General features: G+C 71.4%; 33 protein-coding genes. 18 read left to right on the forward strand and 15 right to left on the reverse strand.

The window, feature by feature from the left end; genetic code table 11:
* Positions 1-109: 109 nt before the first annotated feature.
* From ACWDN5_RS06045 to ACWDN5_RS06055, 3 genes are all read left to right on the forward strand, one after another.
* The gene (locus ACWDN5_RS06045; RefSeq protein ID WP_449674886.1) at positions 110-703 is read left to right on the forward strand and encodes a TetR/AcrR family transcriptional regulator; all 594 of its coding nucleotides are present in this window, start codon (positions 110-112) and stop codon (positions 701-703) included.
* Positions 704-794: 91 nt separating this feature from the next.
* On the forward strand, positions 795-1,109 hold the full coding sequence (locus ACWDN5_RS06050) for a transposase (protein ID WP_449674888.1): 315 nt from the start codon (positions 795-797) through the stop codon (positions 1,107-1,109).
* A complete protein-coding gene (locus ACWDN5_RS06055) occupies positions 1,106-1,987 on the forward strand; it encodes an IS3 family transposase (protein ID WP_449674890.1) in 882 nt (293 codons plus the stop codon). The genes ACWDN5_RS06050 and ACWDN5_RS06055 overlap by 4 nt, the downstream gene beginning before the upstream one ends.
* A gap of 170 nt (positions 1,988-2,157) precedes the next feature.
* On the opposite strand, the gene ACWDN5_RS06060 is transcribed toward ACWDN5_RS06055, so the two are convergent.
* Complete coding sequence (locus ACWDN5_RS06060) at positions 2,158-2,688, reverse strand: RNA 2'-phosphotransferase (RefSeq protein ID WP_449674892.1); 531 nt, start codon at positions 2,686-2,688, stop codon at positions 2,158-2,160.
* A gap of 34 nt (positions 2,689-2,722) precedes the next feature.
* Positions 2,723-3,184 (reverse strand): redox-sensitive transcriptional activator SoxR, encoded by a 462-nt coding sequence (gene soxR / locus ACWDN5_RS06065; RefSeq protein WP_310977196.1) that lies wholly within the window; start codon positions 3,182-3,184, stop codon positions 2,723-2,725.
* A gap of 52 nt (positions 3,185-3,236) precedes the next feature.
* Here soxR and ACWDN5_RS06070 point away from each other — a divergent pair, with 52 nt between their 5' ends.
* Both ACWDN5_RS06070 and ACWDN5_RS06075 read left to right on the forward strand, forming a co-directional pair.
* Complete coding sequence (locus ACWDN5_RS06070; RefSeq protein ID WP_310977197.1) at positions 3,237-3,929, forward strand: thiamine pyrophosphate-dependent enzyme; 693 nt, start codon at positions 3,237-3,239, stop codon at positions 3,927-3,929.
* 6 nt (positions 3,930-3,935) lie between these two features.
* A complete protein-coding gene (locus tag ACWDN5_RS06075; protein WP_449674948.1) occupies positions 3,936-4,826 on the forward strand; it encodes a transketolase family protein in 891 nt (296 codons plus the stop codon).
* Here the strand turns inward: ACWDN5_RS06075 and ACWDN5_RS06080 are convergent.
* Positions 4,804-5,931 (reverse strand): hypothetical protein, encoded by a 1,128-nt coding sequence (locus ACWDN5_RS06080; protein WP_449674894.1) that lies wholly within the window; start codon positions 5,929-5,931, stop codon positions 4,804-4,806. The two genes, ACWDN5_RS06075 and ACWDN5_RS06080, sit on opposite strands and share 23 nt — an antisense overlap.
* Before the next feature lies 1 nt (position 5,932).
* Positions 5,933-6,139, reverse strand: coding sequence for a hypothetical protein (locus ACWDN5_RS06085; RefSeq protein WP_310977200.1), 207 nt, complete (start codon positions 6,137-6,139; stop codon positions 5,933-5,935).
* A gap of 119 nt (positions 6,140-6,258) precedes the next feature.
* Here ACWDN5_RS06085 and ACWDN5_RS06090 point away from each other — a divergent pair, with 119 nt between their 5' ends.
* Complete coding sequence (locus ACWDN5_RS06090; protein WP_449674896.1) at positions 6,259-6,816, forward strand: NUDIX hydrolase; 558 nt, start codon at positions 6,259-6,261, stop codon at positions 6,814-6,816.
* On the opposite strand, the gene ACWDN5_RS06095 is transcribed toward ACWDN5_RS06090, so the two are convergent.
* The 3 genes from ACWDN5_RS06095 to ACWDN5_RS06105 are packed head-to-tail and all read right to left on the reverse strand — an operon-like array spanning position 6,802 to position 8,779.
* On the reverse strand, positions 6,802-7,344 hold the full coding sequence (locus tag ACWDN5_RS06095; protein WP_310977202.1) for an NIPSNAP family protein: 543 nt from the start codon (positions 7,342-7,344) through the stop codon (positions 6,802-6,804). The genes ACWDN5_RS06090 and ACWDN5_RS06095 overlap by 15 nt on opposite strands.
* A gap of 37 nt (positions 7,345-7,381) precedes the next feature.
* Positions 7,382-8,554, reverse strand: coding sequence for an acyl-CoA dehydrogenase family protein (locus tag ACWDN5_RS06100; protein WP_449674899.1), 1,173 nt, complete (start codon positions 8,552-8,554; stop codon positions 7,382-7,384).
* A gap of 48 nt (positions 8,555-8,602) precedes the next feature.
* A complete protein-coding gene (locus ACWDN5_RS06105) occupies positions 8,603-8,779 on the reverse strand; it encodes a hypothetical protein (RefSeq protein WP_310977204.1) in 177 nt (58 codons plus the stop codon).
* Between the two features lie 170 nt (positions 8,780-8,949).
* Here ACWDN5_RS06105 and ACWDN5_RS06110 point away from each other — a divergent pair, with 170 nt between their 5' ends.
* From ACWDN5_RS06110 to priA, 3 genes are read left to right on the forward strand one after another with little or no spacing between them, the layout of a single operon-like run.
* Positions 8,950-9,813 (forward strand): hypothetical protein, encoded by an 864-nt coding sequence (locus ACWDN5_RS06110; RefSeq protein ID WP_449674901.1) that lies wholly within the window; start codon positions 8,950-8,952, stop codon positions 9,811-9,813.
* A 32-nt stretch (positions 9,814-9,845) separates the two neighbouring features.
* Entirely contained in the window at positions 9,846-10,463 is a 618-nt protein-coding gene (hisH, locus tag ACWDN5_RS06115) for an imidazole glycerol phosphate synthase subunit HisH (RefSeq protein WP_310977210.1), read from the forward strand.
* A gap of 36 nt (positions 10,464-10,499) precedes the next feature.
* Positions 10,500-11,237 carry a bifunctional 1-(5-phosphoribosyl)-5-((5-phosphoribosylamino)methylideneamino)imidazole-4-carboxamide isomerase/phosphoribosylanthranilate isomerase PriA gene (gene priA, locus ACWDN5_RS06120; RefSeq protein ID WP_310977206.1) on the forward strand — a complete coding sequence of 246 codons (738 nt, stop codon included), beginning with the start codon at positions 10,500-10,502 and terminating at the stop codon, positions 11,235-11,237.
* Here the strand turns inward: priA and ACWDN5_RS06125 are convergent.
* Entirely contained in the window at positions 11,234-11,389 is a 156-nt protein-coding gene (locus ACWDN5_RS06125; RefSeq protein ID WP_310976520.1) for a hypothetical protein, read from the reverse strand. The genes priA and ACWDN5_RS06125 overlap by 4 nt on opposite strands.
* Positions 11,390-11,661: 272 nt before the next feature.
* On the opposite strand from ACWDN5_RS06125, the gene ACWDN5_RS06130 reads away from it, so the two are divergent.
* Positions 11,662-12,255: a TetR/AcrR family transcriptional regulator gene (locus ACWDN5_RS06130; RefSeq protein WP_449674904.1), complete on the forward strand. Its 594-nt coding sequence runs from the start codon at positions 11,662-11,664 to the stop codon at positions 12,253-12,255.
* 86 nt (positions 12,256-12,341) lie between these two features.
* Complete coding sequence (locus ACWDN5_RS06135) at positions 12,342-12,818, forward strand: GNAT family N-acetyltransferase (RefSeq protein ID WP_449674906.1); 477 nt, start codon at positions 12,342-12,344, stop codon at positions 12,816-12,818.
* On the opposite strand, the gene ACWDN5_RS06140 is transcribed toward ACWDN5_RS06135, so the two are convergent.
* Together ACWDN5_RS06140 and ACWDN5_RS06145 are read right to left on the reverse strand one after the other, a co-directional pair.
* The gene (locus tag ACWDN5_RS06140; RefSeq protein ID WP_310976514.1) at positions 12,802-13,188 is read right to left on the reverse strand and encodes a PPOX class F420-dependent oxidoreductase; all 387 of its coding nucleotides are present in this window, start codon (positions 13,186-13,188) and stop codon (positions 12,802-12,804) included. The genes ACWDN5_RS06135 and ACWDN5_RS06140 overlap by 17 nt on opposite strands.
* Complete coding sequence (locus ACWDN5_RS06145) at positions 13,185-13,751, reverse strand: putative glycolipid-binding domain-containing protein (protein ID WP_449674908.1); 567 nt, start codon at positions 13,749-13,751, stop codon at positions 13,185-13,187. Before ACWDN5_RS06145 ends, ACWDN5_RS06140 begins: the two co-directional genes overlap by 4 nt.
* Before the next feature lie 130 nt (positions 13,752-13,881).
* On the opposite strand from ACWDN5_RS06145, the gene ACWDN5_RS06150 reads away from it, so the two are divergent.
* Positions 13,882-14,820: a hypothetical protein gene (locus tag ACWDN5_RS06150; RefSeq protein ID WP_310976511.1), complete on the forward strand. Its 939-nt coding sequence runs from the start codon at positions 13,882-13,884 to the stop codon at positions 14,818-14,820.
* On the opposite strand, the gene ACWDN5_RS06155 is transcribed toward ACWDN5_RS06150, so the two are convergent.
* The 3 genes from ACWDN5_RS06155 to ACWDN5_RS06165 all read right to left on the reverse strand — a co-directional run bounded on the left by ACWDN5_RS06155 (position 14,810) and on the right by ACWDN5_RS06165 (position 17,530).
* Entirely contained in the window at positions 14,810-15,790 is a 981-nt protein-coding gene (locus ACWDN5_RS06155; protein ID WP_449674910.1) for a hypothetical protein, read from the reverse strand. The genes ACWDN5_RS06150 and ACWDN5_RS06155 overlap by 11 nt on opposite strands.
* Positions 15,787-16,287: an RNA polymerase sigma factor gene (locus ACWDN5_RS06160; protein ID WP_310976507.1), complete on the reverse strand. Its 501-nt coding sequence runs from the start codon at positions 16,285-16,287 to the stop codon at positions 15,787-15,789. Before ACWDN5_RS06160 ends, ACWDN5_RS06155 begins: the two co-directional genes overlap by 4 nt.
* 70 nt (positions 16,288-16,357) lie before the next feature.
* Positions 16,358-17,530, reverse strand: a complete 1,173-nt coding sequence (locus ACWDN5_RS06165; RefSeq protein WP_449674951.1) for a phytase — start codon at positions 17,528-17,530, stop codon at positions 16,358-16,360.
* A gap of 108 nt (positions 17,531-17,638) precedes the next feature.
* Between ACWDN5_RS06165 and hisF the strand changes: the two genes are divergently transcribed.
* From hisF to ACWDN5_RS06185, 4 genes are read left to right on the forward strand one after another with little or no spacing between them, the layout of a single operon-like run.
* Positions 17,639-18,412 carry an imidazole glycerol phosphate synthase subunit HisF gene (gene hisF, locus ACWDN5_RS06170; protein WP_310976505.1) on the forward strand — a complete coding sequence of 258 codons (774 nt, stop codon included), beginning with the start codon at positions 17,639-17,641 and terminating at the stop codon, positions 18,410-18,412.
* Positions 18,409-18,786, forward strand: a complete 378-nt coding sequence (locus ACWDN5_RS06175; protein WP_310976503.1) for a hypothetical protein — start codon at positions 18,409-18,411, stop codon at positions 18,784-18,786. Before hisF ends, ACWDN5_RS06175 begins: the two co-directional genes overlap by 4 nt.
* Positions 18,783-19,145, forward strand: a complete 363-nt coding sequence (gene hisI, locus ACWDN5_RS06180) for a phosphoribosyl-AMP cyclohydrolase (RefSeq protein WP_310976502.1) — start codon at positions 18,783-18,785, stop codon at positions 19,143-19,145. Before ACWDN5_RS06175 ends, hisI begins: the two co-directional genes overlap by 4 nt.
* Positions 19,142-19,504 carry a DUF1304 domain-containing protein gene (locus ACWDN5_RS06185; protein WP_310976500.1) on the forward strand — a complete coding sequence of 121 codons (363 nt, stop codon included), beginning with the start codon at positions 19,142-19,144 and terminating at the stop codon, positions 19,502-19,504. The genes hisI and ACWDN5_RS06185 overlap by 4 nt, the downstream gene beginning before the upstream one ends.
* Positions 19,505-19,512: 8 nt before the next feature.
* Here ACWDN5_RS06185 and ACWDN5_RS06190 read toward each other — a convergent pair whose 3' ends face one another.
* Together ACWDN5_RS06190 and ACWDN5_RS06195 are read right to left on the reverse strand one after the other, a co-directional pair.
* Positions 19,513-20,346: a helix-turn-helix domain-containing protein gene (locus tag ACWDN5_RS06190; RefSeq protein WP_310976498.1), complete on the reverse strand. Its 834-nt coding sequence runs from the start codon at positions 20,344-20,346 to the stop codon at positions 19,513-19,515.
* Between the two features lie 574 nt (positions 20,347-20,920).
* On the reverse strand, positions 20,921-21,535 hold the full coding sequence (locus tag ACWDN5_RS06195; protein ID WP_310976497.1) for a TetR/AcrR family transcriptional regulator: 615 nt from the start codon (positions 21,533-21,535) through the stop codon (positions 20,921-20,923).
* A gap of 95 nt (positions 21,536-21,630) precedes the next feature.
* Between ACWDN5_RS06195 and ACWDN5_RS06200 the strand changes: the two genes are divergently transcribed.
* Complete coding sequence (locus ACWDN5_RS06200; protein ID WP_310976496.1) at positions 21,631-23,190, forward strand: anthranilate synthase component I; 1,560 nt, start codon at positions 21,631-21,633, stop codon at positions 23,188-23,190.
* Between the two features lie 43 nt (positions 23,191-23,233).
* Positions 23,234-23,761 carry a Trp biosynthesis-associated membrane protein gene (locus ACWDN5_RS06205; RefSeq protein WP_310976536.1) on the forward strand — a complete coding sequence of 176 codons (528 nt, stop codon included), beginning with the start codon at positions 23,234-23,236 and terminating at the stop codon, positions 23,759-23,761.
* The last annotated feature ends 36 nt before the right edge of the window (positions 23,762-23,797 follow it).

Below are 23,797 nucleotides of genomic sequence, written 5' to 3' on the forward strand. Positions count from 1 at the left end.
TATGTGACTTGCCGAACAGCAAGGTTTATCCCTAGCCGTTCGGCTAGTAAGGCGGTTTGCCGATCGACAGGGCGTGACGTAGGCTCCGACGGCTCGCTGAGGAGGAAGAATGACCGCCGGCCCGGCCGAGGACACCCGGACCCGACTGCTGCAGACCGCGCTGCGCCTGTTCACCGAACACGGGGTCGAGGGCACGTCGCTGCAGATGATCGCCGACGCGCTGGGCATCACCAAGGCGGCTGTGTACTACCACTTCAAGACGAAGGCGGAGATCACCGAGGCGGTGGCGGAGCCGGGCGTCCGCGACCTGGACGACCTCGTCCGGCGAGCGGCCGCGCTGAAGCGCCGGGGCGCGCAGGTGGATCTGCTGCTGGAGGGGTTCGTCGACCTGGTGATCCGCCACCGGGCGCTGGTGGCGCTGTTCTCGAGCGACCCGGGCATCGCCCGCGCGATCGAGAAGTCCGCCCACGGCGGCATGGAGGGCTTCGGCCGCGCGATGCTGGGCATCCTGTCGGGCCCGGACCCGGACACGACGGCCCGCGTCAACGCCCTGGTGACGTTGACCGGGATCGCCATGGCCGGAGGATCCCCGGACTTGGCCGGCCTGGGTGACGAAGAGCTGCGCACGGAACTCCTGGACGTGGGCCGCCGCCTCCTCGGCCGCCCCCGCCGCCGCCCCCTCACCCCCGTGTCGACCCTGTAATCACGCGTGTCGCCCCTTCAATCACGCGTGATGTCTCCCCGATCACGCGAGTGGAGTTGCCCCCTGGGGCCGGACACCTTGATTCCAGACGGTGGTCTGGAGGGAGGATGTCCTGGTGTCTCGCAGGTCGAAGTATCCGGAGCAGTTCCGTCGTGACGCGGTCGAGCTGGTCAACTCGAGTGATCGGCCGTTGCGGCAGATCGCCCGCGAACTCGGGGTGAACCACGAGACCTTGCGGTCGTGGGTGAATGTGGCCAGGCAGGCTGCGGAGGCTGGGCCGCCGGTGGAGGATCCGGCGGTGGCCGATGAGGTGACGCGGTTGCGGAAGCAGGTCGCTGAGCTGCAGAAGGAGAAGGAGATCCTGCGGAAAGCGGCCGCCTATTTTGCGCGCGAGATGGATCGATGATCTACCGCTACCGGTTCATCTCCGAACACCGCACCGAGTTCGGTGTCAAGCGGTTGTGCCAGGTCCTGGGCCTGCGCCGGCAAGGCTTCCACGAATGGGTCGCCGCCGAGGCGGCGCGGGCCGCCCGCGCGGAGGCCGAGGCCGAGCTGGTCGCGCTGATCGCCTCGATTCATGCCGAGCACCGCGGGGCCTACGGGGTGCCGCGGATCACCGCGGAGCTGCACCGGCGGGGGATCGTGGTGAACCACAAGCGGGTCGAGCGGCTGATGCGCGAACATGGCCTGGCCGGGATCACCCGCCGCAAACGCCGAGCGCTGACCCGGCCTGCGGCCGGCCCGGTCCCGCCGGTGGCCGACTTGATTCGCCGGGACTTCACCGCCACCGCGCCCGGCACACGGTTCGTGGGGGACATCACCTGCCTGCCGACCTTCGAAGGCTGGTTGTATCTGGCCACGGTCATCGACCTGCACACCCGCGAAGTCGTCGGCCACGCCATGGCCAGCCATATGCGCACCGACCTGGTCTGCCAGGCCATCGACCTCGCGACTGCCCGCGGCCTCATCGACGATGATGCGGTGTTCCACTCCGACCGCGGCGTCCAGTACACCTCCAGCCAGTTCCGCACCGCCCTCGCCGAACACAAGATCCGCCCGTCGGTGGGGCGGGTCGGGTCCTGCTACGACAACGCCGTCGCCGAAGCCTTCTTCGCCACCCTCAAAACCGAGATCGGCACCACCATCTGGCGCACCCGCGCCCAGGCTCGCCAGGACGTGTTCACCTGGCTGCGCTACTACAACCACAACAGGCTGCACTCCACCATCGGCCAGAACATCCCGGCCGAAGCCCGTATCAGCTACGCTCAGGCCCACGCTGCCTGAAAACCCCGTGTCCGCCTCACCGGGGCAACTCCACGAGATGCCCCGCTGATCACGCGAGTTCCGCGTCCGATCACGCGAGGGCGTGTCCTTGATCGGTCGGCTCGCGTGATTGGGCGGCGATCTCGCGTGATTGGAGGGTCATGACGCGTGATTGGAGGGTCGACACGGTGTCAGGCGTGGCTGAGGTAGGGCGGGGGGACTGAAGGTGTCAGCCAGACTCCGTTGGCGCTTACCTGGAAGGTGTGGCCGGCCGCGGTCATTGCGGCGGCGTCGATGCGGAGGATCACCGGCTTGCCGCGGCGGGCGCCTACCGTGCGGGCCGTTTCGAGGGTTGCCGACAGGTGGACCGCGTGGCGGTTCATCGGGCGCAAGCCCTCGTGGAAGATCGCGTCGAGGTACTTCGCGACCGTTCCGTGGTAGAGGACGTCCGGGGGTGTTGCGTCCGGCAACGCCAAGTCGACCGGGACGCTGTGGCCCTGGCTGGCGCGGATGCGCGTGCCGGTTTCGTCGAAGGCGAAGCGGCGCTTGTTGTTCTTCTCGACCACTTCGTCCAGCTGTGGGCGGGTGATCGCCAGCGCACGCAGGAGCGCGTCGACCGGTGCCCAGCCGCCGGGCGCGAGGGTCAGGCCGAGGGCGGCGGGGTCGTGGCGGAGGTGCCGGGACAGCCGCTTCGAGATGCGGATGATTTCCTTTTCGTTCATTGCCTCCCCAGCATCCTCCCCGCGCGCAAGCGGTTTAGATCCCGCCCTCGACCGCCGGGCGCAGCTTGCTCGCGCCCGGGCCGAAGCGGGCCAGCTCGTCGTCGTTGTTGTACAGCGCGCAGCTGCGCAGGGAGAGGCAGCCACAGCCGACGCAGCCGGTGAGGCGATCGCGAAGCCGTTGCAAGGCGTCGATGCGCGCGTCGAGCTCGTGCTGCCAGTCTCGCGACAGGCGCGCCCAGTCCGCCTTCGTCGGCGCGTGGTCCGCCGGGAGCGTCTCCAGCGCCGTGCTGATGTCCTCGAGCGAGAGCCCGACCCGTTGCGCCGCGCGGATGAACGCGATGCGACGCAGCACCGAGCGCGCGTAGCGGCGCTGGTTGCCCGCCGACCGCTCCGAGCTGATCAGCCCCTTCTCCTCGTAGAACCGCAGTGCCGTGTGCGGAACCCCGCTGCGTTCCGCCACCTGTCCGATGCTGAGATGTTCAGCGAGCCTGGTCACCAGGTCAGGCTATCCTTGACTTCGAGTTTAGTCGAGGTTGCATCGTCGGGTCATGACCACTGTGACCGCACCGGGCTACGCCGCTCTGCCCCGGCTGATTTCGCTGATGACCGGCGACGAAAAGCACAGCGCCGCCGCCGAGTCCACTTTGGACGTCCTGTGGGTGCTCTACGACCGGGTGCTCGACGTCACGCCCGAGAACTTCCGCGAGCCCGGCCGCGACCGGTTCCTGCTGTCCAAGGGACACGGGCCGATGGCGTACTACGCCGTGCTCACCGCGAAGGGCTTCATCGCCGAGGCGGAACTGGCGACGTGGTCCGACGCGGCGTCGCGGCTCGGCTACCACCCCGACCGGTGCCGCATCCCCGGCGTCGAAATCTCCAGCGGCTCGCTCGGCCACGGCCTGCCGATCGCGTTCGGCACCGCGCTCGGCCTGCGCGCCCGCGGCCTGACGGACGCGAAGGTCGTGACGCTCGTCGGCGACGCCGAGCTCGACGAAGGCTCGAACCACGAGGCGATCGTCGTCGCGGCGCGTGAAGGCCTCGAAAACCTGACCACGGTGGTGGTCGACAACCAGTCGTCGACGCGCGGCTGGCCGGACGGCATCGCCCGCCGCTTCGCCGTCGAAGGCTGGGAGACGCGCACGGTGTCCGGCCGCGACCACGACGCGCTGTACGACGCCTTCACCACCGCCCACCCCGGCCGGCCGCTCGCCGTGGTCGCCGTCGTCGAACCGAAGGGCTGAACGATGTTGCCGATGCGGGAAACCTTCCTCGCCACCACCGAACGGATCGTCGACGCCGACCCGGACGTCGCGGTCGTGCTGGCCGACATCTCGGCCGCGCAGCTCGCCGGCGCGGCCCGGCGGCACCCGGGCCGGGTGATCAACGTCGGGATCCGCGAGCAGCTGCTGGTCAGCACCGGGGCCGGGCTGGCGCTGGCGGGCCTGCGGCCGATCGTGCACACGTTCCCGCCGTTCCTGGTGGAGCGCGCCTTCGAGCAGATCAAGCTGGACTTCTCGCACCAGGACGTGGGTGGCGTGCTGGTGTCGTGGGGAGCGTCGTACGACATGCCGACGGCGGGGCGCACGCACCAGTCGCCGGGCGACGTCGCCCTGATCGATTCCCTGCCGGGCTGGACGGTGCACGTGCCGGGCCACCCGGCCGAGGCCGAGCGCCTGCTGCTGGAGTCGATCCCCGGGGACAGCCGGGTCTACCTGCGGCTTTCGGCGCAGGAAAACGCTTCTCCGCACCTGGGCGTGGGCTTCACCCGGCTGCGGTCCGGGTCGGCCGGCGTGGTGGTGGCGGTGGGCCCGGTGCTCGACCGGGTCCTGCGCGCGACGGCGGGCTTGGACGTGACGGTGCTGTACGCCTCGACGATCCGCCCGTTCGACGCGGCCGGTCTGCGGTCGGCGGTGCTTTCCTCGTCCGCTTCCGTCGTGCTGGTGGAGCCGTACCTGGCCGGAACGTCGGCCGCGTGGGTGGCGGAGGCGCTTTCCGATGTGCCGCATCGGTTGCGATCGCTGGGCGTGCGGCGGGACGTGGAGGTCCGGACGTACGGGACCATCGGGGACCACGATCTGGCCCACGGGCTGGATGCCGGGTCGCTGGGGTTCTCGATCAGGGAGTTTTTGGGGGAGTAGCAGCACTGTCGCCGGTGCTGGGGGTACCGGCGGCGGGGTGCTTGTACCGCAGGTGTTCGGGTTCGCCGCCGAGGAACCTCATGAGTTTCTTGTTGCTCTCCCGCTCCTGTTCGGCGGTCGTCGGCAGCGGCAGGTGCAGGCTTTCGTACACCTTGAACCGGTTCAGGTCCAGCACGGTGCTGAGGATGCCCAGGTACTGTTCCGCCGCCGCGACGGACGCGCGATAGGCGATGTACGCGAGGAAGTACGGGCCCAGCGCGAGCAGGAGCCACCAGCCGCCGGTCACCAGGAAAGCCGCCGTTTCGAGGGTCACGACGAACGCGACCACGCACAACCTCGCCGACGTGTCGAGCTGCTGCCGGGCGTCGTCGATGTAGTCGAGGTGGCTTTGCGGGGCGACGAGACCGATGTGCGGTGCGGTCTTGACGACGTCGAGCCGATATTGCCGCCCGGCCTTGTCTTCGCCGGACCGCAGGGCGTTGCCGAGCCTCGTCGGCATCATGCGCGCCACGTCGGGGTAGCGCGCGAGCGCGCGCGGGATGCTGGACCACGCGGCGTGGATTCCGCTGAGGGACTGCCCGGCCGGGATCTCCAGCATCGCTTCGCGGGCGTCCTTGCGCTGCCGTTCGGGCAGGCCGGCGGGATCGGGGTCGTCCTCGCCGTTCGCGAGGGCCTCGCGATGCGCGGCCGCCAGGAGCCGGTCGAGCTCCCGGTCACGGGTTTCCTCGAGGGCCTCCCGGCGATCCTCCAGCCGTTCCCGGCGCTTCCGGTACCGGGTGATGCGCAGCCGGAGCAGGACGACCGCCGGACGCGAGCTTCCCCAGTAGCCCTCCAGCAACCGGGTCATCCCCACCTGCAGCGGATGGAGGAACAGGGCGACGAGGATCGTCACCAGGATCAGCCACGCGGCGCCGCTGAGGTTCAGCCCGCCGAGCCTGCGCACCATCAGCCCCACGTCGGGCCGGCCCCGCCAGGCCTCGCTGGTCACCAGCGCCGCGGTCCACACGACGAGGAACAGCGCGGGCAGCACGCTGACCACGCTGAAGTAGCGGCCGATGCGGGACCCCAGCCCGACCGCGGCGTCGGGCAGCGCGGGGCCGGCCACCTCAGCCGTTCCCCGGAGACTTGTAGATCACCCTGGCGCACTTGCGGCAATACGACTTGCCTTCGCGACGGCGGAGGGAGCCGCCGCACCGCGGGCACTTGCTGCTTCCGGACGTGTCTTCACTTTCGCCGGGCGGCGGGAGCGGGCCTTTGCCGTAGCCGAAGAGACCGGGCAACGCCAGGGCGACGACGAGCCGAAGCCTGCGCATGCGCCTCACCCCGCCCTCCAGGATCCGACCATGTTAGGCCAGCATTCAGGCCCAGTCGAGGAGTGTGGGACGAGGTCAGGATGGGGTTTTCGCCCTGGGTGGTACCTCCCGTCGGGGTGGTGGTCGTTGCCGTGGCCGGGGTGTTCGGGGGTGGGTGGGCGTGGCTGGCCGCCGGGGTGCTCGGCCTGGCCGGGGCCGGGTGGGTGGCCGGGCTCGTGCTTCGGGAGCCGCGGGTCGATAGCGTGGCCGCCATGCCATCGATCCGGCCCATCGCGCTCGCCGTCATCCGGCGCGGCGACGCACTGCTCGTCTTCGAAGGACACGACGACCTCAAAGGCGAGACCTACTACCGGCCGCTCGGCGGCGGGATCGAGTTCGGCGAAGGCAGCAAGGACGCCCTCGTGCGCGAGTTCGGCGAGGAACTCGGCGCCGAGATCGAGGTCGGCGACCGGCTCGGCGTGCTCGAGAACGTCTTCACCTGGCGTGACCGGCCCGGGCACGAGATCGCCTTCGTCTTCACCGCCGAGTTCGTCGACGCCGGTTTCTACCGGCGCGACGAGATGAAGATCCTCGACGACCCCGCCACCGCGCGCTGGGTCGACCTCCGCGACTTCCGCGACGGCAGCAAGATCCTCTACCCCACCGGGCTCATCGAACTCCTCTCATCGGATCAGTGACCGCGTGGTCGGCACCAGCTCGAACGACGACTCCGACGGCACCCGGCTGAAGCACACCGAGAACGGGCCGTCCGTGCGGACCGGCAGCTGCGGGAAGTTGTTCTCCGACGGCTCGGTTTCGAACGCCGCGAACGCCGACTCCGGCGGGGGAGCGGGTGGCGAAATCGTCACGTGCACGCCCGCGCCCGGTGGTGGCGCGGCCAGGCCGCGGCGGACCGGGCGCAGCAGCAGCACGTTGTCGGAGTCGATCATCGTCGCGTTCGCCGCCGACCGGTGTTCCCGCCACACCGGGCCGGAGTAGAACGCCTCCAGCGCCGCCTTGCGCTCGGACATCGTGCGGAAGCCGCGCAGCCACACGAACTCGTCCGGGGACGCTCTCGCTCGGAACAGCCCGAACAAGTGCGCGCCCGCCGCCTCCTGCGGCTCGACGAACTCGCGCTCGAACAGCTCGATCAGCTCGTCGCGCCGGCCGGGGTGCAGGGTGTAGCGCCGCAGCTCCACCACGGTTTCGAACTCGGAAAACGTCATGCCGCCGAAGCTAGCGGGCACCACCGACAAAAACCGATCAGCGGAACGCCGCGAGCCCCGTGACCGCCTGACCGAGTGACAGCGCGTGCATCTCCTCGGTGCCCTCGTACGTCAGCACCGTCTCGAGGTTCGCCATGTGCCGCATCACCGGGTACTCCAGGGAAATCCCGTTGGCGCCCAGCATCGACCGCGCGGTCCGGGCCACGTCCAGCGCCGACCGGACGTTCGCCATCTTCCCGAAGCTGACGTGGTTGTGGTGCAGCGAACCGGCGTCCTTCAGCCGGCCGATCTGCAGCGCCACCAGCCCGGCGCGGTTGACCTCGACGACCAGGTCGGCGAGCTTGCGCTGGGTCAGCTGGAACCCGGCCAGTGGCTTCCCGAACTGCGACCGCGACAGCGTGTACTCCAGCGCGGCTTCGTAACACGCGCGCGCCGCCCCGACGACCCCGAAGAGGATCCCGTAACGAGCTTCGTTCAGGCAGGACAGCGGCCCGCGCAACCCGCGGACCTCGGGGAACGCCGCCGACGCCGGCAGCCGGACGCCGTCGAGCACCAGTTCCGCGGTCAGCGACGCCCGCAGCGACAGCTTGTGCTTGACCTCGTTCGCGGTGAAGCCCGGCGTGGCGGTCGGGACGACGAAGCCGCGGATGCCGTCGTCGGTCTGGGCCCAGACGACCGCGACGTCGGCGACGGTTCCGTTGGTAATCCACATCTTCGTGCCGGACAGCACCCAGTCGTCGCCGTCGCGCACCGCCCGCGTCCGCATCGAGCCCGGGTCGCTGCCCGCGTCCGGCTCGGTCAGCCCGAAGCAGCCCAGCGCTTCGCCGGTCGCCATCCGCGGCAGCCACTCCTGCCGGTGCTCTTCGCTGCCCCACTTGTGGATCGCGTACATCGCCAGCGACCCCTGCACCGAGACGAAGCTGCGCAGCCCCGAGTCGACGGCCTCGAGCTCGCGGCACGCGATGCCGTAGGCGACAGCGCTGGTGCCGGCGCAGCCGTAGCCCTCCAGGTGCATGCCGAGCAGGCCGAGCGAGCCGAAGCCCTTCGCGAGTTCCGCGGCGGGGAGCGCGCCGGTTTCGTACCAGTCGGCGACGTGGCCGAGCAGCTGGTCCTTCGCGTACGCGCGGACGGCGTCGCGGATCGCCCGTTCCTCCTCGGCGAGCCCGGCGTCGAGGTCGAGGAAATCGTGCGGGTCAGGGGTGCGGCTCATGAGGGCTCCCGGGGGACGCGTCGATGCGGCCACCGCAGGAAACCACAGTCAGGCGTCTGTTCTCCGCGTGGCGTTCGTCACGCGGGCAGCAGACGTGCTCGGGACGCACCGCGGGCGGGTCTGCTGGCGGGGGATCAGCAGCTCGCCGAACTGCGGGAACGGCACGCTTTCGATGTCGTCGCGCCAGGCGTGCAGCATCTGGGACAGCAGATCGTCCTCGGCCATCTTCGCCTCCCTGGCGTCCGGTCGTGGCGGCTCAGCGCACACGATCGGGTGAAGTGATACCCGGCGAGCGGGACACTCAAACGGGTGTCTTCAAGATTTTTCCGAGGAGCGTGCGCTCTGTGGCAGGATGACGTCGCCGCCGCCAAGGCCTCCACTCCCGAGGAGCGCACATGCGCACACTGCGGACGGCAAGTCTGCTCGCCCTCACCACCGCCACCCTGCTCGCCGGCGCCGGCGTCGCCGCCGCGCACGGAAGCGGCTGGCGGCAGGTCGGCCACACCACCGCCGAGAACCGGATCAGCGGCGAAGGCCTCGCCACGCTGCGGCGGCCCGGCCACGCCCCCGAGCTCGTCTACCGCAACGGCGCCACCATCCCACAGCCGCTCAAGGACGAGGGCTGGGGCCACGTCGGCGACCCCGACTCGCTGCGCGGCCACGTCTTCGACGTCTACCAGGACACCCGCACCCCGACGCCCACGACGAAGATGTACCTGGTCACCCAGCCCGACGGGACGACGACGGAGTTCGTCCACCCGCTGCAGTCCGACGAGCCGGCCGTGAACGCGAACGCCCAGGTCGCGGCCACCCCCGACGGGCAGTGGCTCGTCTCCGGCCCGCTCGGCGAGATCGACCGCCTCTACGTCTCCCCGACGCCGTTCCTCAACCCGCGCGGCCCGCGGCAGGCAGGCGACCTGCCGGTCGCCGCCCGCATCCACCTCGACCACCACCTCCGCAACGCCCAGGGCTGTGACTTCGTCGGCGCGACGCGCCTGATCTGCGCGACGAGCGACCCGTACAACGACCTGTACCCGACCAACCTGCAGCTCCTGCAGATCGACCTCGCCCGGCCGCTGACCGGCCGCGACGTCACCGCGCACGTGCGCGAGATCGGCCAGGTCCCGCTGGTCAGCACCTGCACGGGGACCTTCACCCCGGAAGGCGTCGACTACGACGCCGGCGTGCTGCGCGTCGAGGTCGTGCCGCCGTCGCCCTGCAACACCGTGACCGACGTCTATTCGTTCGAGCGCCGCTGAGAGCGACGGCTACGCTGGGTGGCGTGTCTCGTGTGGTGATCCTCGACTACGGTTCCGGCAACCTCCGCTCCGCCGAACGCGCTGTGGCGCGCGCCGGGGCCGACGTCGAGGTCACCGCCGACCCGCATGCCGCCGTCGAAGCCGACGGCCTGGTCGTTCCCGGCGTCGGCGCCTACTCCGCCTGTATGGCGGGGCTGCTGGACGTGCACGGGCACCGGATCATCGGCAAGCGGCTGGCGGGCGGGCGGCCGGTGCTCGGCATCTGCGTCGGCATGCAGATCCTCTTCTCCCGCGGCGTCGAGCACGGCGAGGAGACCGAAGGCACCGGCGAGTGGCCCGGGGTCGTCGACCGGCTGCACGCCGACGTCCTGCCGCACATGGGGTGGAACACCGTGCGCGCGCCCGCGGACTCGCAGCTGTTCGCCGGGCTGGACCCGGACGAACGGTTCTACTTCGTGCACTCCTACGCCGCGCGCAGGTGGGAACTGGACGGCCTGCCCGGCCAGGAGCCGAAGGTCACCTGGGCCCACCACGGCGAGGACTTCGTCGCCGCGGTCGAGAACGGGCCGCTGTGGGCCACCCAGTTCCACCCGGAGAAGTCGGGCGACGCCGGGGCGCAGCTGCTGCGCAACTGGCTGGCGACCCTCTGACCGGGTGAGCCGGGTCGCCGCCCTAGAGTTACCCGCGTGACTTTCACGCTGCTTCCCGCCGTTGATGTGGCCGATGGCCAGGCCGTGCGACTCGTCCAGGGCGAGGCCGGCACCGAGACCTCCTATGGCAGCCCCCTAGAAGCCGCCCTGGCCTGGCAGCGCGACGGCGCCGAGTGGATCCACCTGGTCGACCTCGACGCCGCCTTCGGCAAGGGCAGCAACCGCGAGCTGCTCGCCGAGGTCGTCGGCACGCTCGACGTCAAGGTCGAGCTGTCCGGCGGCATCCGCGACGACGCGTCGCTGAAGGCCGCCCTGGACACCGGGGCCCGGCGGGTCAACCTCGGCACCGCCGCGCTCGAAGACCCGGAGTGGACCTCCCGGGTCATCGGCGAGTACGGCGACCGCGTCGCGATCGGCCTCGACGTGCGGATCACCGAGGCCGGCCACCGCCTCTCGGCCCGCGGCTGGACCTCCGACGGCGGCGACCTGTGGGACGTCCTGGAGCGACTCGACCGCGACGGCGCGTCCCGCTACGTCGTCACCGACGTCAGCAAGGACGGCACGCTGCGCGGCCCGAACCTCGACCTGCTGCGTGACGTCGTCGCCCGCACCGACGCGCCGGTGATCGCCTCCGGCGGGGTGTCGAGCGTGGCCGACCTGGTTGCGCTGGCGGGCCTGGCGTCCGACGGTGTCGAGGGCTCGATCGTCGGAAAGGCGCTCTACGCCGGCGCGTTCACGCTGCCCGAGGCGCTCGCCGCGGTCGCGAAGGTCTAGGCGCGGTAGGTGGTGATCGTGCCGCCGTGGCCGAAGGTCAGGACCTCGGCGGGCGTGAACTCGCGTGGGCCGAAGCCGCCGGTGAACATCGGCACGCCGCCGCCCGCGACCACCGGGTAGGACTTGACCACCAGTTCGTCGATCTCCCGCACAGCCAGATGTCCAGGCCGTCTCGGCCTTGAGCCGCCGCGCCAGGTCCAGCGGATCGCCGGGCACGAGCGTGACGGCCGGGTCGGCCTCGGTCAGCGACCGCGAGACGACGTAATGCCGCAGGGGCGGGTACGGGCTGTTCATGCCTTCGGCCAGCGCCACCATGTCCGGGTCGAGCGGGCACGAGCTTGCGCATGGTGGATGGACTCCGCATGTAGTACTTTAAGTGAAGTGATTGCGACCGTAGTACTACGTCTGGAGTGGTGTCAACGTCATGGTGCGACGCAATCCCGAGCGGCGCGCGGCGCTGCTCGACGCCGCGATCGAAGTCCTGGCCAACGAGGGCGCGCGCGGGCTCACCTTCCGCGCGGTCGACCAGCAGGCCGAGGTGCCGGTCGGCACGGCGTCCAACTACTTCGCCAACCGCGGCGAAATCCTCAAGCACGCGGGGGAGCGGGTCTACGAGCGGCTGGTGGACGACGCGGTGATCGCGGGCGGCCTGGAGGGACCGCGTGACCGCGCCCGCGTCACCGCGCTGATGCACGAACTGGTCGACCGCGTGGCCGCGTTCCCGACCGGGTTCCTGGCCCTGCTGGAACTGCGGCTGGAAGCCGCGCGCCGTCCGGAACTGCGGGAAGTGCTGACCAGCCGCATCCGCGCGGACGTCGATTTCAACGTCGAGTACCACGAGAAGTCCGGCCTGCCCGGCGACGGCACGATGGTGGTCCTGCTGTGGCTGGCGCTGAACTGGCTGATCATGGAACGGCTGACGCTGCCGGACCTGTTCACCGAGCGGGAGCGCCGCGACCTGGTCACCGCGCTGGTCGAGCGGCTGCTGGCCGGGCAGCCGGCCTTACCTCCGGGGTAATTCCGCCTCGGCGGCCGCCCTGCGCGCCGCCGCTTGAGGCCGAAAAGCGGCTGACAGCGGTCCCCGTGCGTCGTAGGTTGCCGCGGGTGGAGGAGATCGTCACCCGGCTCGAAATGACCGCCGCCGGCCAGTTGAACCCCGCTCCGCTCGTCGACGGGGTCGCGCTGCGGACCACCGGGCCGGGGCCGCTGATCCGCGAGCTGCACGTCCGGATCGGGACGCCGTACCGGTGGCCGGGCGCCACCCGCGGGGACGCCGAGTGGGACCGCTGGCTCGCCGCACCCCGCCGCGAATACCGGCTCATCGAGTACCGCGGCGAACTCGCCGGCGCCGCGGATTTCGAGCCGCAGCCCGGGAACGACGTCGAGATCACCACGTTCGGCCTGCTGCCGGAGTTCGTCGGGAAAGGACTCGGCGGGTGCGCGCTCACCCTCGTCGTCGCCGACGCGTGGGCGCTGCCCGGGACGCGGCGCGTCTGGCTGCACACCTCGACGCTCGACCACCCAAACGCGCTGCCGAACTACCTGCGGCGCGGCTTCCGCAGCTTCAGCCGTCCACTTTGACCGCGATGCCGACCGTCCGGTCCTCCGGGCCGCGCAGCTTCGAGAAGAACATCGTGACCCGCCCGACGATGCCGTACTTGCGGGCGATCGCCCGCCGGACCTGCTCGGTCTCGGCGGCGTCCAGCAGCCGGGCCTGGCCGGAGACCTTCGCGCCGTGCGTCTTCCGCCCGCGGACGTCGCAGGCCTGGACTTCGACGCGGCCGCTGTTGCGGATGCGCTTGACCTTGCCGGCCTCGCGCACCGACCACAGCACCAGCTCGCCGTCGCGGCCGGCCACCCAGATCGGGGTCGGCACGGCCCGCCCGTCGCGCCGGAACGTGGTCAGGACGACGTAGCGCTCGGCGGCGAGGCGGTCGGTCTCGGAGGTCATGCGCCCACCGTAGCCGGATGACGGACGGCGATGCCCGGGTAGCGGGTGATCAGGCCCGTGTCGTCGTATTCGAGGACGCAGGCGAAGTCGAACGCGGGCGCCGAGTAGTGGTAGCGGCCGGGGGACAAGTGCTCGTAGGTCTGCTCCAGCCGCTCGACGCCGAGGTCGGCCGCGCGGACGTAGGCTGCGGGTGCCTCGGCCCGCCCGCCGGGCGGCAGAGCGAGGCGGTGCACCGGGAAGGTGTTCGTCATCGCGGACGCCTCGAGGTCGAGGTCGAGGCAGCCGGCCAGGTGCGGCGCGGGCCGGCCGTCGAGCCGCCAGTGCCCGCGGCCGTCGGCTTCGACCGCCAGCTCCCGCGCACCGAGTCCGGCGATCCGGGCGGAACGCAGTGTCCACTGTGGATCGACGACGAGGGTGTACCGCACCGCCCAGGCGACGCCGTCCTCGACCGCGCTCGTCGCGCCTTCGGCCAGCCAGCCGCCTTCGTGGGGGCGGAAGCGCGTCACTTCGAAGCCGGTACGAGCGTCTTCGTGTCGCCAGGCGGCGCTGCCGGGGAAGGTCATGTCCCACCGTAACCGGTGTGAAGAATGCATAGGCCTTTCGGCGCGGAAAGCCACACGCCTGGCCGAAGCGTTTCAACACGTCTGCCTGCAACGCTTTCTGGGCTGGATTCCCGCACCCTGGAGGGCATCGATGGCGGTCAAACAGCAAGTACCGGTTCACCCGCAGGCAGGCTTCTTCGGCGCCGGGCCGTATCCCGCGCGCCGGGCCGCGATCGCCGTCGCGGCGGTCGTGGCGGGGTTCGTGCTGACCGCCATCTGGTCGGCCCCCTTCGTCGACTCCGTGATCGGGGACAGCGTCGCGAACGGGATCCTCGGCCACGACGCGAAAGCCACCCCGATCAGCGGCGTCCTCGCCGGGACGCTCTTCGCCTTCGTCTCCGGCCTCGCGGGTTCCTTCACCGCCTGCAACATCGCCGCGTTCGGCGCCGTCGCGCCGCTGGTCGGCGACCAGGCGGGCGGGAAGCGGAACGCGCTCAAGCCGCTCGGCTGGATCTCCGCCGGCATGCTCACCGTGTCCGTCGTCTACGGCGTCATCGTCGCGCTCGTCGGCACGCGGATGCCGCAGTTCTCCACCGCGAAGACCACCGGGCTCTCCCCGCGCAGCATCCAATCGATGATCGCCTTCGGCGTCGTCGGCCTGGTCTTCCTCCTGATGGGCCTGATCGCCCTCGGCATCCTCCGCAACCCCTTCGCCGGCTTCACCCGCCGCCACCCCGCCGCGCCGCTCGTGCTGATGGGCGCGCTCATCGGCGGATTCCTCATCGGACGGCCCTACCCGCTCTTCCGGATCATGTTCCGCGACGCCGCCGAGCAGCACAACGTCCTCTACGGCGCCGCCGCGTTCGCGTTGCAGTCGCTCGGCAACATCGTCGTCATGGCGGTGCTGTTCCTCATCCTGACCTACGCCACCGGCGGGCGCGTGCAGCGCTGGCTGGCCGCGAAACCGGCGCGGATCGCCACCGTCACCGGCGTCGCCCTGCTCGTCGGCGGCACGTTCACGCTGCTCTACTGGGACGTCCGCGTGCTGGGCCGGCTCGGGATCATCTGGTTCCCGATGATCAACTGGTAGCCCGTCCGAGCCAGCGGTAGTCGGGTGCCGGGTCGAGCTGGACGCCGTTCGCGACGGCGATCAGCTCGGCTTCCGGCCGCGCCCCCGAGACCGTCAGCCAGCGCCCCGACGGCAGCCGCGCCGCGACCGTCGCGTCCCGCCCGGTCGCCGGCGGCACGAAGAAGCCTTCGCCGCCGCGGACGGTCACCGGTTCCGCACCCTGGACGCCGGGCGCATCGCGGCCGGCGGCGGCCCGCACCGCGGCGACCGACGGCCGGGCCGGGTCGGCCGCGGTCAGCTCGGTACCCGCGTCACCGGGACCGGTGCCCTTCACCACGGTCGAACGTTCGGCCAGCCCCGCCGGCAGCGGGCCGAACCGCAGCTCGCCGCGGACGCCGACCGGGTCGGCGGCGACCGAGTCGGCGACCCGCTGGGCGATCTCGCGGGCGTCGTCCGGGAGCCCGAAGACCTGCACGACCAGCACGTGCTGCTCGTCGGCCAGCCAGGTGAGCTCCGCGGTGCCGCGGGAGCCGGTGAGCATGGCGACCCGGCCGTGCACCAGGACCTGGTCCTTGATGGACGCGATCCGCAGCGCCGTCTGCGACCACTCGGGGTCGGCGGTGGGGTACGCCGTCAGCGTGACCTTCGCGAAGCCGGCCGTCCACTGCCGGACCTGCGGGGTGAGCCCGGGTCCGCCTTCGCGGTACTGCTCGGTGAAGCCGTCCGGCAGCCACTCCGGGCCGTAGCCGAGCACCGGGCGGCTCGCGGCCGGCGCCGGGTCCGGCCGGGTCAGCAGCTGCGTGCCGGAGACGACGCCGACGACCACCACGACCACGGCGGCGGCGACCAGGGCCAGCCGGGTCGCCGGCCGCCGCTTCCGCCCGGCGCGGGCGAGCGCGTCGCGCACCGCGTGGCCGTCCGGGGCGCGCGCGGCGAGGCGGTCCAGGCTGTCCCGGATCAGCGTCTCGGTCTCGTGGTCGCTGCGGGTCATTCGGGGGCTCCGGTGGTGACGGCGGTGTGCTTCAACCCGGCTTGGCGCAGGGTGGTCAGGGCGCGCGAGATCTGGCTGCGCACGGTCGACGCGCCGCAGCGCAGGACCGCGGCGATCTCGGCGTCGGAGTAGTTCTCGTAGTACCGCAGCACGACGGCCGCGCGCTGCTTGCGGGGCAGCGTGGCGAGCAGGCCGAGCACGGCGTCCCGCTCGTCGTAGGCGGTCGCGGGGTCGGGCTCGGGCGGGCCGAGGTCGTCGAGGACGTCGTGGCTGCTCGACACCATCCGCCGCACCGCCCGCCGCCGCCAGGACAGGTACTCGTTGGTGATCATCCGCCGCACGTAGGTCGGCGGCGCGGCGATGCCGTCCCACCGCTGCTGGGCGCGCAGGAGCACGTCCTGGACGACGTCCTGCGCCAGGTGCGGGTCGTTCGTCAGGACGGTGGCGTAGCGGAGCAGCCCGTCCAGCCGCTCCGCCACGAACTCTTCGAAGGTCACACGCGTCCTTTCGGTCCCTCCTGTGGACGCGCGAGGGGGCCGTGCCGCTGCACGGCGGACGGAACTTTTTTCACCGGGGCAGGACGTCCTCCAGCCGGACGAACGCGAAACCCGTGGTCGGGAGGTCCCCGGCCGGCGGGCGGCGCTCGCCGTCGTGGACCACCAGGAGGCCGTGCGGGAAGCGGCGGCCGAGGGAAGCGGTGCTGATCGCCGAGCCGTCGGAGTGCTCGACCGAGTCCGTGCCGCGGCCCGCGACGATCCGCAGGTCACGGACGTGCCGGTCGTAGACGACGAACCGCGAGTCGCCCTGGCTGGAGGCGAACAGCGTGCCGTTCGCCACCGCGAGGCCCTCCGCGTCGGCGGTCAGCCACCGGCCGCCGTACCCGGGGTCGGCGCCGTCCGGGACGCACTCCTCCGACGCCGCGTCCCAGCGCTGCGGGACGCCGAAGGAGCGCACGCGGTCGATCAGCTCGGGCCGCCCGAAGCCCCCGGACGTCAGCGGGATCCGCCAGATCCCGACGTCCTCCTGGGCGGTGTAGAGCACGCGCCCGTCGAGCACCGAGCCCTCCAGCTGCGGCCGTTCGCCGGGTTCCTCGCACGGCGACCACGAGGTGCCGTCCGGCAGCCGGAACCGCGCCGGCAGGTCCACGGTGTCGATCGGCTCGGTGCCGACGGTGCCGCCCGGCCGGTCGACCAGCCGCAGCAGAGCCACGCGCGTCTCGTGCCGCCGGGTCACCGCGACCCAGCGGAGGCCGGTGCGCGGGTCCCGGCCCGCGGCCAGGCCGTAGGCGGTCCGCTGCTCGTCCACTTCGGACTCCGACGCGGAGAACACCGGCGCGGCGGCGGGGTCGGTGACGTCCCGCAGCAGGTGCGCGCCGGCCCCCGCGCCCGCGGGGTCGATCCGGTAGACGCGGATGCGGTCCCGGCCCCGGTCGCTGACGACGGCCAGGTCCCCGACGACGTCGACGTTGTTGAACCGCCCGCCCGGCCCGGCGGGGACCAGCTGCAGCGTCCGCGCGCCGAGGTCGAACGCGGCGAGGCCGCCCTCCTTGAGGGTGCCGAGGACGACGCTGCGCTCGGGGTCGCGCGGGTGCACCCAGATGGCCGGGTCGTCGGCGTCGGCGTCGGCCGGGGTGGCGCCGGCGTCGTCGACGAAGGCCTGGGTCTGGAGGACGGGCGCCGGGTCGCGGGGAGCGGCCGACGCGGGGACGGCGGTCAGGAGGGAGACGGCGGCCACGGCCACCGGGAGGAGTCTGCGCACGCGCGGAAACTAGACGAACCGGGTGGCCGGGGCGTGAACGGCGGATGCCGGATCGCGGCCGGTCCGACCCCCTTGACTACGCTGGTGGCCATGTCTGTCGCGGTGCGGGTGATCCCCTGTCTCGACGTCGACGCGGGCCGGGTGGTGAAGGGGGTCAACTTCGCCGGCCTCCGTGACGCCGGAGACCCTGTCGAGCTGGCCCGGCGCTACGACGCCGAAGGCGCCGACGAGCTCACCTTCCTCGACGTCACGGCCTCCTCCGGCGACCGCGAGACCACCTACGACGTCGTCCGCCGGACCGCCGAGCAGGTCTTCATCCCGCTCACCGTCGGCGGCGGCGTCCGCAGCAACGACGACGTCAACCGGCTGCTGCGGACCGGCGCCGACAAGGTGAGCATCAACACCGCCGCCATCGCGCGGCCGGAGTTCCTCAGCGAGGCGTCGCGGAGGTTCGGTGCCCAGTGCATCGTGCTGTCCGTCGACGCCCGCCGCGTGCCCGAGGGCGGCGAGCCGACCGCCTCCGGCTTCGAGGTCACCACCCACGGCGGCCGCCGCGGCACCGGGATCGACGCCGTCGAGTGGGCCGCCCGCGGCGAGGAGCTGGGCGTCGGCGAGATCCTGCTCAACTCCATGGACGCCGACGGCACGAAGAACGGCTTCGACCTGGAACTCCTCGAACTGGTGCGCAAGGCCGTGCGCGTCCCGGTGATCGCCAGCGGGGGAGCGGGGGCCGTCGAGCACTTCCTGCCCGCGGTGCGGACCGGGGCCGACGCCGTGCTCGCCGCCAGCGTGTTCCACTTCGGACAGCTGACGATCGGGGACGTCAAGGGCGCCCTGCGCGAAGGCGGGGTCGAGGTCCGGTGAAGTCCTGGCAGGCACCCGTCGAGGTGAAGGTGACCGCCGGCCTGCTGGTCGGGCTCCCGGTCGCGTGGGCGCTGCTCGACCTGATCCCGGTGCTGAGCGCCGGGGCGGGCCTGGCCATCTACCGGATGCCCGCGCTTGCGCTGCTCCTCGGCGCCGTGGTGACCACCGGGCTCGTGCTGAAGATGGGCAGCGCCCGGATCGGCGGCCTGGTCGTCACCGTCGTCTTCGCGCTGCTGCACGCGTTCCTGCTGCTCGCCGCCGAGCTGTGGTTCAACAAGCTGTTCTCCGGCCTTTCCTTCGCCGGCTACGGCTACGCGTTCGTCCTGCTGAACTCGATGCCGCTCAAGCGGCACATCCTGGGAGCCACCGCATGACCCTGGACGCGGCCGTCTCGGCGCGCCTCAAGCGCAACACCGACGGCCTGATCGCCGCGGTCGTCGTCGAACACGCCACTTCGGACGTGCTGATGATGGCCTGGATGAACGACGACGCCCTCGCGGCGACGCTGGCCACCCGCCGCGGGACGTACTGGTCGCGCAGCCGGCAGAAGCTGTGGGTCAAGGGCGAGACGTCCGGGCACTACCAGCACGTTCGCGAGGTGCGGATCGACTGCGACGGCGATACGGTGCTGCTGCGCGTCGACCAGACCGGCCCGGCTTGTCACACCGGCACGCACACCTGCTTCGACACCGAGGAACGCCTCCTCCTGGCGGATGAGAAAGAGCACGCGTGACCATCGTCGCCGACATCCTGGTCGGGCTCGTCGCCCTGATCCACCTCTACATCGTCGTCCTGGAGATGTTCCTCTGGACCTCGCCGCGCGCCCGCGCCGGTTTCGGCACCACGAAGGAGTTCGCGGAGGAGACGAAGACGCTCGCGGCGAACCAGGGGCTGTACAACGGCTTCCTGGCGCTCGCGCTGGTGTGGGGTCTCATCGCGAGCGACCCGACCGGGTTCCAGCTCAAGCTGTACGGCATCGTCTGCGTGATCGTCGCGGGCCTCTACGGCGCCGCGACGGCCAGCAAGCGGATCCTGTTCGTCCAGGTGGTGCCCGGCGCGCTGGCGCTCATCGCGCTGCTGCTCGCGCGGTAGCCGTCCGGTCACCGGGCGGCGTCCCGGAGCAGCGCCAGGGACGCCTCCTCGCTCAGCGCGGCCTTGGCGAGCAGCCTGGCCACCTGCTGGTGCCCGGAAATCTGCGCGTCCTCGTGCAGGAAAGCCGTCGAGCAGACGTGTTCGACGGAGGCGATCGGCGGCGAGCCGGGGAACTCGTAGATTTCGAACGGGCCGATCAGGCCGGGGTGGTAACCGATTCCGGCGGGGACGATGCGCAGGCTGATGTTCCGGCGCTGTGCCATCGCCTCGAGGTGGTCGATCTGGTCGGACATGACCCCGGGAATGCCGAAGTCCTCCTGCAGGGAACGTTCGCCGAGCAAAGCGGTGAACCGGATGGGTTCGCGGCGGGTGAGAATTCCCTGCCGGGCGAGCCGGACCCGCAGTTGCCGGTCGGCCTGTTCGATCGGGACCGCGGAACTGTCCACGATGGCCCGGATGTAGTCCGGGGTCTGCAGCAGCCCGGGAACGATCAACGGCGACCACGAGGTGATGGCGTTCGCGGTCCGTTCCAGGTCCAGTCTCGTGGTGAGCGCGAAGGGGAGATCGGTGTTGCCCGAGGCGAGCCAGTTGGGTTCGCGGGCGTGGCGGGCGAGCGCCCGGATCCGGTCGCGCTTTTCCCCGGTGACGCCGAGCAGCGCCAGGATCGCCGACACGTCTTCGACGCTCGGCAGGCGCTGTCCCTTTTCCCACACGGACAGCAACTGGGGGAGGATGCCCAGTTTGTCGGCGAGAGCCCGCAGGCCGATTTTGCGCGCTTCGCGTTCTTCGCGCAGCGAAGCGGCAAGTGTTCTCGCGGCGGGTCCCGAAGACGTTGGCTTCATGCGGCGATACTACGAATCGCTCAATTCCACGATTGTGCGAATGGTGTCCACGAATGGCGATCGGCCGCAATTCGTCCGGCATTCGGGTGACGCTGATTCACGATCGTTGGTGCCTTGGCTGCGTCGTTTGTCGATGTAGTGCTGGGTCCGGGGGCAGACGCGCCGTCGAGTGAGCATGATGGCATGAAAGGCGTTGTCGAGAGCTCGGTCGCCGCAACGTCCAGGGTGGGACACCGACGGAGCTCAGGAGTGCGGGGCCAGGGCGGAGAGCTGCGTCTTGTTGTCGGTGAGTTCGTCGCGGATGCGCCGGATCGATCCGGTCGGACGGCGCAGTTCGGTGCGGCGGCCTGCAGCGCCCGGGTCAGGCCGATGCCATAACCGCGGGTGCCCTCCAGCGCGATCACCACACGCGGTCCTGGCGCGTGGTCGACGATCCAGCTCAGTGTGTCTGCGAAGCCCGTTTCGTTGTTGCTGATCCTGGCAACGGCCCAGACCGGAACCGCTACCCACCACACTCACAAGCCGGTTGACTGGTGGCTTTTCTCGCGGCTTCGGCGCGATTCCGGCCGCGGGGTCAGCCGATCTCGCCGGTCAGGTACCGCTGCAGGTTCGGCGCGATCGCCCGCACCAGCACCTCGACGTCTTCGGTGGTGAGCGGCTCGAACTTCGCCACGTACCGGACCATGCCCAGGCCCACCATCTGGGTCGCGCACAGGTTCATCCGCAGCGCGTTGCGGTCCGAGCCGATCGAGGTGATCAGCCCGCTGAAGAACCGCTGGAAGAAGTCGCGCAGCACGTGGCCGGCCTGCTCGTGGCCGGTGATGCTGCGGATGAGCGCCACGAACTGGCCGCCGCCCGCGCTGTCCCAGCGGGTGATGAACGTGCGGACGATCCGTTCGCCCAGTTCGTCGGCGGGGCCGTTGCGCAGCGCCTTCTGCAGCTCCAGGGGGTCGAACGGCAGCTCGAGGACCGCCTGGGCGAACAGGCCCTCCTTGCTGCCGAACCAGTGGTTGACCATGGCCGCGTCGACGCCGGCGCGGGTGGCGATCGCCCGCACGGTCGCACCGTCGTAGCCGTTTTCGGCGAACACCGACCGCGCGGCGTCGACCAGCGCCGTGCGGGTGTCCTGGCCGGCCGGGCGGCGCCCGCGGCGGCGGGCAGTAGTCTCGGGGTGGTCCGTGGTGCTCACGAACCCATCATGACGTACGGATCCGCGGAATTCAATGAACGTTGAATTCGACACCCGGAGAAGCCGGGTGCCGAGGGACCGGCACAATGAGGTCCATGGTCAGCGCATCCGCCGGTCCGGCCGGTCCCGGCACGGTCAGCCCGTCCCGCGAAGACTTCCGCGTCCTCGCCGAGAGCCGCCGCGTGATCCCGGTCGTGCGCCGGGTCCTCGCCGACGGCGAGACGCCGATCGGGGTGTACCGCAAGCTCGCCGCCGACCGGCCCGGCACGTTCCTCTTCGAGTCCGCCGAGAACGGTGCGTCCTGGACCCGCTGGTCGTTCATCGGCGTCCGCAGCCCGGCCGCGCTCACCGTCCGCGACGGCGAAGCGGTCTGGACCGGCACCCCGCCGGTCGGCCTGCCCAGCGAGGGCAACCCCCTGGAGGTCCTGCGCGAGACCATCGAGGCCCTGCACACCGAGCCGCTGCCCGGGCTGCCCCCGCTGACCGGCGGCATGGTCGGCTACATCGGCTACGACGCCGTGCGCTGGCTGGAAAAGCTGCCCGAGCTGGCCGAGCGCGACCTCGACGTGCCCGAGCTGACCATGCTCCTGGCCACCGACCTGGCCGCGTTCGACCACCACGAGGGCACGGTCACGCTCATCGCGAACGCCGTCAACTGGGACGACTCGCCCGAGCGCGTGGACGCGGCCTACGACGACGCCGTCGCCCGCCTCTCCGCGATGACCGAGCAGCTGCAGGTGGCCGCGCCCGCCACCGTCGCCGCGTTCGACCGGCCCGCGCCGGACTTCGTGCGGAAGCGGTCCAAGGAAGACTTCCACGCGGCCGTCGAGAAGGCCGTCGAAGCGATCAAGGCCGGCGAAGCGTTCCAGATCGTGCCGTCGCAACGGTTCGAGATCCCGACCGCGGCCGACGCGCTCGACATCTACCGCGTGCTGCGGACGTCCAACCCGAGCCCGTACATGTACCTGCTGCGGCTCGAAGGCTTCGACATCGTCGGCTCCAGCCCCGAATCCTTGGTCACCGTGCGGGACGGCCGCGCGACCACGCACCCGATCGCGGGCACCCGCTGGCGTGGTGTCGACCCAGAAGAGGACGCGCAGCTGGCCAAGGACCTCCTGGCCGACGAAAAGGAGCGCGCCGAGCACCTGATGCTCGTCGACCTCGGCCGCAACGACCTCGGCAAGGTCTGCAAGCCGGGCACCGTGCGCGTGGTCGACTTCTTCCAGATCGAGCGCTACAGCCACGTCATGCACATCGTGTCCACCGTCACCGGCGAGCTGGCCGAGGGCAAGACGGCGTTCGACGCGGTCACGGCGTGCTTCCCGGCCGGGACGCTGTCCGGCGCGCCGAAGGTCCGCGCGATGGAGCTGATCGAGGAGCTCGAACCGGTCCGCCGCGCGCTCTACGGCGGGGTCGTCGGCTACCTCGACTTCGCCGGCGACGCCGACACCGCGATCGCGATCCGCACCGCGCTGGTCAAGGACGGCATCGCGCACGTCCAGGCGGGCGGCGGGGTGGTCGCCGACTCGGTGCCGGACTACGAGGACACCGAGTCGCTGAACAAGGCCCGGACCGTGCTGTCGGCGGTGGCCGCGGCGCAGACGATGGTGCCGGCGGGCGCCCTCGACCCGGCCGCGGACGCCGCCCGTGTCTGACGCGCCGGGCCCGGACCCGGCCGCCTCGAAGCGTCCACTGTGGATGATGGTGACCGCGCTGCTGCTGGGCGCGGCCGCGTTGTGGGGTGCGTCACGGCTGACGTGGTTCGCCGAGTTCCGCGACGGCGGCGTGCGGGGCACGGTGCTCTACCGCGAGACCGGCGAGCAGCAGGCCGCCGCGCTCGTGCCGCTGGCGCTGCTGGCCCTGGCCGGCGTGGCCGGGCTGGTGGCCACCGGCGGCTGGGCGCGGCGCGTGCTCGGCGTCGTGCTGGCGCTGGCCGGCGTGGCGGCGGTCTGGCTCGGCGTCGCCGGGGTCCGCTTCTCCGGCTACGCCGACGGCCTGCCGGTCACCCAGATGCTGGTGGGCCGCGGCCTGGCCGTGCTCGGGGGAATTCTCGTCGCCACCGGCGGGTTGGCAGCCGTCAAGGGCGCGTCCCGGGCCACCCGGCTCGGGGCGAAGTACGCAGCTCCGGCCACCCGGAAAAAGGTCCGTGACCCCGACGCGGAGCTGTGGGAGGCCCTGTCCGAAGGGGAAGATCCGACCGACGTCCGAGGGAGGCATTCGGAGTAACGCGCACACCCGGAACCGGGCGTCGCGGATGCGGGG

It is taken from the genome of Amycolatopsis sp. NPDC003731 (assembly GCF_053586895.1).